The sequence below is a fragment of the Streptomyces sp. NPDC057543 genome (assembly GCF_042801895.1).
GTDB lineage: Bacteria > Actinomycetota > Actinomycetes > Streptomycetales > Streptomycetaceae > Streptomyces.
In genome coordinates, this window is the sequence record NZ_JBHVFF010000305.1 from 1 (window position 1) to 9,970 (window position 9,970).

The following is a 9,970-nucleotide window of genomic DNA, read 5'->3' on the forward strand; positions in this document are numbered from 1 at the left end:
GTGCAGACCGCCGTGATGGTGCTGGCGCTGATCCCGGTCGCGGTGCTGTCCCCGTTCGTTCAGAAGCACTTCAAGAAGGGCATGCTGATCCCCAGTCGGGCAGCGACCGCGGCATCGGTGTACCCAGCCAGCAACAGCATCAGGACCTCCCGGTCCGCCGGGTCGGCGAGATCCTTCGGCGATGCCAAGTTCGGATCGACCCTACGGCCGGGGGCCTCCCGTAGTTGCATGGCCGACCGCCACAGGCTCTCGAAGCTGAACACCAGACAGTCCAGCAGCCCCCCGGCGCGCACCACCGCGATCTCCGAGTGCGCGTGCCCACCCTCGTCGAGCTGCACGATCGCAATCGAATCGTCGACGATCAGCAGCTTCGCCGGTAACGACTGCACCATGCGGATCTCCTGTCCCCGATCCAGGGAGGTGACCAGGTCCTTCTCCGCAGCGGGCTCATCCAGCACGGTCCGTTCGATGATGATCCGCTCACGCAGACCACGGCCGGCGACCTCGCGTTCGGTGTCGGTTTCGGAGACCCCGAAAACCGCGAACGGTGGTTTCGCGAACATCCGGGACTGCTCCTTGGCGGACAGCAACAGGCCATTGAGCCAGCTGCCGATCTCGCTGCGACCCCGAACGATCTCGATGCCGTTCGACAGCTGCACCTCGCGCGCTCTCCGGTACTCCTCCGCGAGCTCGTCGAGTGCCGTTCGGGCGGCCCTGACCTGCTGCTCGCGCTGCGCGACCATCCCCTCGAGCGCCAGCGACGGCGACACCGCCGAGATTCCTCCGCCGTCGGCCATGTCAACCAGGCCCACCTGCCGCAACGCACCGATCGCCGTTTCGATGTCCTCGACCGAGATCCCCAGCAGGCCGGCGAGATCCGGCCCGAGCGCCGGTCCGCCGGAGACCAACGCCCGATAGGCCCGCTCGGCCGTCGCGTCGACATCGACCCCGATGAGTGAGCTCAGCGGGGAGTTGCGACTGGGGTCAGGCATGGCGCGAACTATACGTCCGTTACCGAACTGCTGGGTGATAGTTGGGCTCCGTCAGATACGTAGCCCCAGCACATGGCCGGCCGCCCGCCAAAAGCCGAGCCGCGGGCGGCCCGCCATCGCTAGAGCGTACGAGGGGGGCCGACTCGGAGGCTCGGAGCCAGGTACTTTGCAGGCGCTTGTCCGAAGCCCTGGACCTGGGGGAGGGGCGTGGGCGCGAAGACAGCACTGCTGGCATTCGCCGATGGAGATATCCGCCTCGCGTTGGGTGGCGCCATCCAACGGAACCAGCTCGACACCGGCTCGATCGGCCTCGTCGCCTCGTCGAGCAGGATCGGTGTGCCCGCCGGAAGACAGGTACGCGCCGACCTCCATCCCGGTCTGCTCCAACTCGCCTGCAGCACCATCTGCTTGAGACGACTCCGAACCGCATTCCGAAGCGATCAGTAAGTCGTGTCCGGTGGGTCGCGTCGCTGAATCGGTGGCGATATCGCGCCCCTCAGCGCCTGGCTTCGAGGCGGGCCTGCTCGCTCCTGTCCGCTCAGGTGCGGTCGCGGTGGTAGGCGGCGAGGAGGAAGAGCCAGATCTCGCTGACGGTCGGGAAGCAGGCGACCGCGTGCCTGAGCCGCTTGAGCGGGACCTCGCCGGCGACCGCGACGGTCGCCGAGTGCAGCAGCTCGCTGACTCCGGGGCCGACGAAGGTCACCCCGAGCAGGACTTCCCGGTCGAGGTCGACGACCATCCGTGCGTTGCCACGGTAGTTGTCGGCGTAGAGGTTGGCGCCCTGGGCGGCGTTGAAGTCGAGGTCGACGGTCTTGATGCGGTAGCCGGCCTGGGCCGCCTGTTCGGCCGTCAGGCCCACGGCGGCCGCCTCGGGGTCGGTGAAGAAGACCTGGGGCACGGCGTGCTGGTCGGCGGTGGTGGCGTGGTCTCCCCACGGGCCGTCGTCCACGGGTAGGTCTGCGGCGCGGGCGGCGATGGCGTCGCCGGCGGTCCGCGCTTGGTACTTGCCCTGGTGGGTGAGCAGGGCCCGGTGGTTGACGTCGCCGACGGCGTACAGCCATGCGTCGTCGACCCCGCGAGCCAGGCAGGTGGTGTCCACCTCCAGCCATGTGCCGGGGGTGAGTCCGACCGTGTCCAGGCCGATGTCGTCGGTGCCGGGGGTGCGGCCGGTGGCGAACATGACCTCGTCGGCCTGCAGGTCGCTGCCGTCGTCGAGGGTGAGGGTGACGGGCCCGGTGGGGTCCGGGCGGTGCAGGGCGGTGACCTGGGTGCCGATCCGTACGTCGGCGCCCGCCTCGGTGAGACTGCGTGCGACGAGCTCGCCCGCGAAGGGTTCCATGCGCGGGATCAGGCGGCGGCGGGCGAGCAGGGTGACCTGGGAGCCCAGGCCCTGCCAGAGGGTGGCCATCTCGACGCCGACTCCGCCGCCCCCGACGATGACGAGCCGGCCGGGCACGGTGCTGGAATCGGTGCCGTGCCGGTTCGTCCAGGGCCTGGCCTCCTGGATGCCGGGGATGTCGGGCAGCGCCGGCCGGCTGCCGGTGGCGATGGCCACGGCGTGCCGGGCGGTGAGGGTGAGGCGTGCGCCGTCGTCTCTGGTGACCGTGACGCGGCGGGGGCCGTCGATCCGGCCGTGGCCGCGGAAGAGGTCGGCGCCGGTGGACTTGACCGCTTCGGCCTGTCCGGTGTCGTCCCAGCCGGTGACGTAGCGGTTGCGGCGTGCGAAGACCCGGTCGGTGTCGAGCCGGCCGGTGACGGCCTGCCCGGCGCCATCCACCCGGCGGGCGTCGGCGACCGCGATGACCGGCCGCAGCAGGGCCTTGCTGGGGACGCAGGCCCAGTACGAGCACTCGCCGCCGACCAGTTCACGCTCCACGACGGCCACTGTGAGGCCGGCGGCGCGGGCGCGGTCGGCGACGTTCTGACCGACCGGCCCGGCGCCCAGCACGACCACGTCGTAGGCGCTGCTCTCCTGGTTCTCGCGTGCTTCGCTCATTGCTTCCTCGCGCGTGATCGGGGCTGACGGGGCCGCATCTCCGGCTCATGTAACCGCGCGGTGCGCGAACGGCCGTCATACCTTGGCCGTAGGGGGCACCAACAGCGGCCATCCGTGCCCCTTATGGCCGCACGCACGCCGTGACCGGCCTCGGGTTCACGAGCTCGGGAACAGGGGCCCGCCCGCCATGAGGCCGCCGTCGGCCAGGAGGATGTGCCCGGTGACGTAGCTCGCCTTGTCCGAACCCAGGAATTGGACGGCCTGGGCGATCTCCTCCGGGGTGCCCGCCCGGTGCATGGGCAGCATCGAATCGACCGCGTCACGCGCCGTGTCGTCGCCGGTGAAGCGCTCGTACATAGCGGTCCGGGTGTAGCCGGGCGCGACCGCGTTGACCCGGATCCCGTGAGCGGCGCCTTCGAGTGCGGCCGCCTTGGTGATGCCGACGACGGCGTGCTTGCTCCCGACGTACAAGGTCGCCCCGGGGTAACCCATCAGGCCATAGTTGGAGCTGACGTTGACGATGCTGCCGCCGCCTTGTTCCCTCATGACCCGGAACTCGTGCTTCAGGCACAGCAGCGTTCCCTTGACGTTGGTATCGAAGGTGGCCTGGTAACCCTCGTCGGTCACCTCGGTGACAGGGCTGGGCGTTCCCTCGGTGCCCGCGTTGTTGAAGGCGACATCGATCCGCCCGAACCGCGCGACCGCGCGGTCGACGAGGTCCTTCACATCGGCGTCGAAGCGGACGTCGGCGCGCACGAACTCGGCCGGGGCGCCAAGGTCGGCCAGCTCCCTGGCAATCTGCTCACCCACGTCCTCGTGGCGGCCGGAGACCACAAGGTTCGCGCCTTGACGGGCGTAAGCGAAGGCGGTGGCTCGGCCGATACCGGTGAGCGCGCCCGTGATGAGGACGACGGGACCAGACACGTCGCGGATCCTTCCTACAACCACGCAGGTGAACGACGGGCAAGCAGTTCGGAACCCGCACGACACCGGGTTCCTCTTCGGGCAGAGGCGTATCCCCCGGTACCGCCACAAGGAAGGTGTCCCAGCTGGAAGACAGCCACATCGGACCCGACCGGCGTATCCATCGAACGGCGGCATTTGATGGCTCGTACGGCCCACGGAGGGTGGCCTGGACAGAGCCTCGATGCAGGAGCGACGCGCCTCGTACTTGCCGGAGTGATCGAGGAACAGGATGAGCGGAAGCAACTGGCCGATGCCGTAGGGGTTGATCTCACGGGTGCTGGCTCCGGGCCGAGCTGCCAGGCGTGGCGCCGGTACCTGACGCAGAGGACGGCGCCTTGTGACGACTCCCTCCGAACCGCAGGCATCCGCCTGCGAACCGGTGCCCAAGCAGCCACCAGTACGGCCCGGCCGCGAGCTCGGCCCCGTCGCCCTGGACGTTTCCAGCTCGCACCGGGCCTGGCTGGATCCGGTGCGCGAGTGATCAGCCCGTAGCCCTGGCGGGCGAGGTAGCGCTCGGCTTCGGCGATCAGCGCGCGGGCGACTCCATGGCCGCGGTGGATGAGGTCGACCGCGATGGGACTTGTTGAGCTGGGTGGTGTCGTTCGGGGTGGGCCGGGGTGGTGTCGTCTCCTCTGTTTTGAACGGGATCCAGGTGCGGGTTTGCGTCGCCATTCGTTGTGTGTGGAGTGAGTTCGGGCAGGTGCTCGTCATCGGGCAGGTGGCTGCGCAGCCGGTCTGATCCGTGAGGGAGAGGTTCCGTGGTACTTGCGGAACACCGTCGCGAAGTACTGCGAGGACGAGAAGCCCAGCGCGTGCGCGACCTCGGTGACCGTGGCCTGCGGATCGGTGGCGAGCTGATCGAGGGCCCGCTCGAGCTTGCGTCGCAGTACGTAGTCCTTGGGCGTGGTCCCGGTGGCCTGGCGGAAGACCTCGTAGAAGCGGCTGGGTGACAGGCCCGCCGCGGCGGACAGACCGGCGGCGTCCAGTGGCTCTGTCAGGTGGGCTTCGATCCATTCCAGGATCGGCGCAAGGCCGTCCTGGGGTGCCGGCTGCGCCGAGGTGTGTCGCTGCGCGCGGGCCCGCGCCAGGCCGAGCACCGCCGCACTGACCACGTGTTGCAGCTGTCCGTCCGTGATCCAGTCGTCGTGCTCCTGGCCGATCCCCAACGCCCTGTCCAGGTCGGCGACGACGGCCGCCGGCATCTCCCACACGTCCGAGGGACCGGTGGCAAATAGGGCGATCGCCTTGCTCAGGGCGTCCTTCGGCCGCTTGCCGACGGCCTTGAGGATCAGCCAGAACAGCTCGCCGCGGGGCTGGATGTCCTGGCCGGTGGAGTAGGTGCACCCGGGCGGCAGGCAGATGACCTGTCCTGGTGATACGGCTCGGGGCCGGTCGTCGACCTCGAAGGCGACCGGGCCCCGCCGGGGAGCGGCCAGGACGACCAGTGACGCGTGTCGGAACGGCGGCAGCGGCTCGTTCGCATGGAGATACCGGTAGTGCCCGAGCGCCATCAACGGGGCCAGGCCTCGCCCGGCCAGATCCAGTACGACCCGCTCGGGCGTCACGGCCAGATCGATCCGATCGCTGGTGATCGCCGCCATGGACGAGAATGTACGGTGGAGAAAGCCGCACGCCAATAGCCTTCCCCCGCCCCTAGCGTCGCGGGTATGACGAGTACCCCCACCACGCGCCGCCAGGACTTCGGCGCGGCAGGATTCCTGAACGTCGGGCCTCTGCTGACACCGAACGAGGTTGCGGCCTACCAATCGATCTACGACCGGTTCCTCGACGGCAGCATCCACGCCGGCGAAAAGCGTTCCGACCTCGGGGCCGGCGCCGGCATCAAGCCAGCCACCGCCCGGGAGAACATCACCCAGATCATGTGGCCCTCGGTGCTGCACCCCGAGCTGCTGGATCTTCCGTTGCATGCCCGCGCGCTGGCGGTGGCGCGCGAGCTCGTCGGCGAGGACATGGTGTTGGACTTCGACATGCTCATCGACAAAGCCCCGGACACCGGCGTGCCGACGCCCTGGCACCAGGACGCCGGCTACTGGGTCGACCTGCCGGACAAACGTGCGGTCTCGATCTGGGTCGCTCTCGACGAGGCGACCTTGGACAACGGCTGCATGTGGTACGTGTACGGCTCACACTTGACGCCGCTGCGTCCGCACTGGCCGGCCAGCAGCGGCAAAGGGGCGATCGAGTGTGCATGCTCCGAGGACGAACCCGGTGCCACCTACGTGCCGCTTGCGCCGGGCCAGGCAGCCGCCCACGCCGGCCACACCCTGCACTACTCACGCGGCAACACCACCGACAGCCACCGCCGCGCCTACATCCTCAACTACCGCTCGCAAGCCATGATCCAACTCGAACGTGAGCAAGGTATGGATCACGGCCTCACCAACAACGAACGGCTCGTCCGCAACCAAGCTGTCTCGCGTCAAGATGTGGCTCAATGATCTCGCTTTGAAAGTTGGGGATGCGGAGCCGGATTGTTGCAGACCTCGATCACTGGACCGAGAACTGCGGCGGACGGCTCATCAGACTCTCCTTCGGGTCAGGCACTCAACTAACCCCTGAGCCACAAAGTCTGGCGCGCGACACGGGCTGCCCTTTCCTCTGAACCGCTGGCCCATGGGCAGCCCGTGGGTGTACCGGAGCTGGGACCGGGGACAGGCGTTCGCTCTGGTGCCGATGCGCGGGAAGCCGACTATTTCCGGGGCTGCGAGGAGACCTCGGACGGGCCGGAGAAGACCGGGAGCCATCGTGACTGAGCGTTTCGGCGCCGGTCCGTCTCCCCTTTGAGAGCGTGTCGCTGCCCTCCGGAAGTCTTCCTCATCGGTCTCCGCCGCCCCCTTGACCCGCCCGCAACTGGTGTAGACCATCGACCGACAACCGGCGCAACCGCTTTCTATCGCCAGACGAAAGGGACGACCCCATGGACCAGCGACACCCCCTCCTTGCCCGCAGACGAGTCCTGGGCACCATGGCCGGCGCCACCGCCGCCGGCCTGCTGCCCCTGGGGTCCATCGCCCGCGCGGCCGAGACGCAAGCCACGTCGAACGGTTCCGCCGAGGACGCCGGCTTCTTCGGCATATGGGACGGGAGCACCTGGACCACCCAGCCGCGCCTGGACTACACCGCGGCAGCCTCGCTGAAGCCCGTCGAAGACGCCGCCAGAGCCGGGGACTACGCCGCCGCCGGTGAGGCCCTCCGCAAGCACTTCCGATCCCGCACCGCGAAGGAGCCCCTGCCGTTCCTCTACAACGGCATCTTTCGCCCGGGCCAGATACCCCTGTTCATCGACCACATCTGGACCCTCGGCACCGGCGAGATCTACCAGGACGTTGTCACCGTCACGGGCTCCGCGTCCACCGTCTCCGCCGATGTGACGGAGGCGCTCACCCGGGCCGCGGAAGGCAAGGCATCCGAGGTGATGTTCTTCCTGATGGCCCGCGACAAGGAGCCCTCGACCGCGGTCTTCGCGAGCCGCGACGCGGGCGCGGGCGCCCCGGTGCTGGAGGTTACAAAGGCGGACGGGAGCACCGTCGCCTTCCCCGCGACCGCCGACACGTACATCAAGGCCGGCGACGACGCGACCCGCAACTTCGGCTCCGACAGCGAGCTGCGGGTCCGCGACGAAGGCGTGGGCGCCTTCACCGCCGAGACCTGCAAGGCGTACCTGGCCTTCCGTATCGAGGGTGTGACCCAGGCTCCGAGGTCGGCGCGCCTAAAGCTCACCGGCCGTAACGCCACCGCCGCCGCCGACAAGCGGGTCATCGTCTTCCAGACCCTCGAAGCCTTCAACCAGACCACCCGCACCTGGGCCAACACCGTCCAGAACACCTTCTCCTGGCAGGGCGACCCGGGCGGCTTCGACTGGAAGGGGCCCGTCGGCGCCGACCCCGAGTACGGCTACCAGCTGCCCCGGCTGTACTTCGCCGGCCCGATGGCCGACGCCTACCGCCAGAGCGGCGACGAGACGATCGCCGCCGGACTGACGAGCCTGATCACCGACTTCATCCGCGACGCCGACAGCTACGGCACCGCGTACGGCGCCGGCTCCTTCCCGCGCAGCCTCGACACCGGCAACCGCATCGTCAACTGGGTGTACGCCTATGAGTCCCTGCGCACCAGCCCGTCCCTCACCGCCGCCGACAACACCGCGATGCTGCGCACGATCGAGAAGTCCGGCCGCTATCTGGCCGTGGCCTCGGGCCCCAACCCCAACTGGATCCAGTTCCAGAAGCAGGCGCTGACGGCGATCGCCGTGCACTTCCCCGAGTTCCGGGGCAGCGCCGAGTGGCTGGAGAACGCCCGGACGTACCTCTCCGCGCAGTTCCGCACGGCGTTGTATCCCGACGGGGGTTACGTCGAGTCCACCGACGGCTACGCCTGGGGTGTCGTCGACACCTTCGGCGGGCTGACCAAGTACCTCCAGGACAACGGCTACGAGCTCGGCGGCAAGGCCGAGTTGGACCGGCTCGTGCGCTTCCTCGCCGACCAGAACCTGCCCGGCGGCTTCAGCCCCGCCTACGGCGACAGCGGCACCTTCGACCGCGGCCCTGCGCTGCTGCAGTACGGCGAACTGCTCGGCGACGCCACGCTGACGTACATCGGCTCCGACGGCGCCCGCGGCACGGCCCCCGACCACACCTCGGTCCTCTATCCGGACACCCGCGTCGCCGTCCAGCGCAGCGGCTGGCGGCCGGACGCGGCGTATCTGCGGATCAACGCCGATCGCGGCCCGCACTCCCACCCTGACGATCTGGCCGTCACCGTCTGGGCCGAGGGCAACCGGCTGCTGCCCGACATGGGCGCCTTCACATACTCCAACGACCCGCGGAGCAACTGGCTGCGCTTCACCACCGAGTCGCACAGCACAGTCGAGGTCGACGCCACCGCCCAGAAGGTCGGCGCGGATGCCTCCATCGACCTCTTCGCCACCAACGGCGCCTTCGATTTCACCCGTGCCTGGACCGACGGTAACTTTGCCGCCCGGCACACCCGCACAGTGCTGTTCGTACGGCCCGGCCTGTGGATCGTCTCCGACCATCTCAGGCCGTCCGACACCGCGAACCACGTCTACCGGCAGAACTGGCAGCTGCTGCCCGAGGCCCGGCCGGCGCTGGAGGACGGCAGCCGGGCGACCGTCACCGACTTCGCCGAGGGCGGCAATCTGCGCCTCGTCCCCACCCACCCCTCATCGCTCCGGGCAGAGGTCCGTAACGGCTACTACTCGCCGGTGTTCTACAGCGTCATGGACAGCAAGTACGTGACCTACACGCGCGAGGGCTCCGGCCCGGTCACCTTCGACGCGCTGCTGCTGCCCGTTCCCGCCGGCCAGCAGTCCACCGCCACGGTCGAGGACCTCGCCGTTGCGGGAGCGGCGGCCGGTGCGGCCTCGGCGATGGCCATCACGTTCAGCACGGAGCGCACGGCCACCTACGCCGTGGCGCACACCGCGCCGCGGTCGCCGATCGCCTTCGGCGCGTACACCTTCGACGGCACGGTGGCCTACGCGGAGGCGGACTCGCAGCGGCGGACGTGGCTGCTGTACGGCGGGTGCAGGCTCGCCACGAAGGACGCCGTGCTCGTCGACTCCCCGGTGGCGCTGAAGGACTTCGCGGTCCGCCTCGACCCGGCACGCGGGACGGTCGCCATCGACGGCACGGGGCTCGTCCCCAGCACGGACGCCGACAAGGCCGTCAGGATCCACGCGCCCTGGGCGGCATCGGTGACGCTCAACGGCGAGGCGGTCTCGTTCACCGTCAAGTCGAGCAAGCTGCTCGCCGCCGCGGCGGGCTGACCCGGCTCGCGCGGCCCGCCGCGGGCGACGTCTGCCGCGCCCCACGGTTCACCCCGGTCACGGCGCGGCGGTTGAGGGGCCGCGTCCGCGCGTTCCGTACCGCCCGGGTGGCGGGCCCGGTGCCCGCCGCCCGTCCGGCCCGGCCTTCGCGGGTCAGCGCCGCCGATCCGGCCAGCACCGGCAGTACGGCCCCGACCTGTTCGCGGC

Annotated in this window: 8 protein-coding genes; 3 read left to right on the plus strand and 5 right to left on the minus strand. The window is 69.6% G+C overall.

Features of this window, described 5'->3' with window-relative positions; translation table 11 throughout:
* Positions 1 to 59: 59 nt before the first annotated feature.
* From ACFU8Q_RS34580 to ACFU8Q_RS34590, 3 genes are all read right to left on the minus strand, one after another.
* Entirely contained in the window at positions 60 to 992 is a 933-nt protein-coding gene (locus ACFU8Q_RS34580; RefSeq protein ID WP_384462015.1) for a TrmB family transcriptional regulator, read from the minus strand.
* A 538-nt stretch (positions 993 to 1,530) separates the two neighbouring features.
* Positions 1,531 to 2,988, minus strand: coding sequence for a dihydrolipoyl dehydrogenase family protein (locus ACFU8Q_RS34585; RefSeq protein WP_384462018.1), 1,458 nt, complete (start codon positions 2,986 to 2,988; stop codon positions 1,531 to 1,533).
* 156 nt (positions 2,989 to 3,144) lie between these two features.
* Positions 3,145 to 3,912: an SDR family NAD(P)-dependent oxidoreductase gene (locus ACFU8Q_RS34590; RefSeq protein ID WP_384462021.1), complete on the minus strand. Its 768-nt coding sequence runs from the start codon at positions 3,910 to 3,912 to the stop codon at positions 3,145 to 3,147.
* Between the two features lie 379 nt (positions 3,913 to 4,291).
* On the opposite strand from ACFU8Q_RS34590, the gene ACFU8Q_RS34595 reads away from it, so the two are divergent.
* A complete protein-coding gene (locus tag ACFU8Q_RS34595) occupies positions 4,292 to 4,435 on the plus strand; it encodes a hypothetical protein (RefSeq protein WP_384462024.1) in 144 nt (47 codons plus the stop codon).
* A 226-nt stretch (positions 4,436 to 4,661) separates the two neighbouring features.
* On the opposite strand, the gene ACFU8Q_RS34600 is transcribed toward ACFU8Q_RS34595, so the two are convergent.
* Positions 4,662 to 5,555 carry an AraC family transcriptional regulator gene (locus tag ACFU8Q_RS34600; RefSeq protein WP_384462027.1) on the minus strand — a complete coding sequence of 298 codons (894 nt, stop codon included), beginning with the start codon at positions 5,553 to 5,555 and terminating at the stop codon, positions 4,662 to 4,664.
* Positions 5,556 to 5,621: 66 nt separating this feature from the next.
* Here ACFU8Q_RS34600 and ACFU8Q_RS34605 point away from each other — a divergent pair, with 66 nt between their 5' ends.
* Together ACFU8Q_RS34605 and ACFU8Q_RS34610 are read left to right on the plus strand one after the other, a co-directional pair.
* Positions 5,622 to 6,413 (plus strand): phytanoyl-CoA dioxygenase family protein, encoded by a 792-nt coding sequence (locus tag ACFU8Q_RS34605; RefSeq protein WP_384462031.1) that lies wholly within the window; start codon positions 5,622 to 5,624, stop codon positions 6,411 to 6,413.
* A gap of 479 nt (positions 6,414 to 6,892) precedes the next feature.
* Positions 6,893 to 9,763 (plus strand): alginate lyase family protein, encoded by a 2,871-nt coding sequence (locus ACFU8Q_RS34610; protein WP_384462034.1) that lies wholly within the window; start codon positions 6,893 to 6,895, stop codon positions 9,761 to 9,763.
* On the opposite strand, the gene ACFU8Q_RS34615 is transcribed toward ACFU8Q_RS34610, so the two are convergent.
* Positions 9,726 to 9,970, minus strand: a 245-nt coding sequence (locus tag ACFU8Q_RS34615) for a hypothetical protein (protein ID WP_384462037.1), incomplete at its 5' end; no start/stop codon positions are given. The two genes, ACFU8Q_RS34610 and ACFU8Q_RS34615, sit on opposite strands and share 38 nt — an antisense overlap.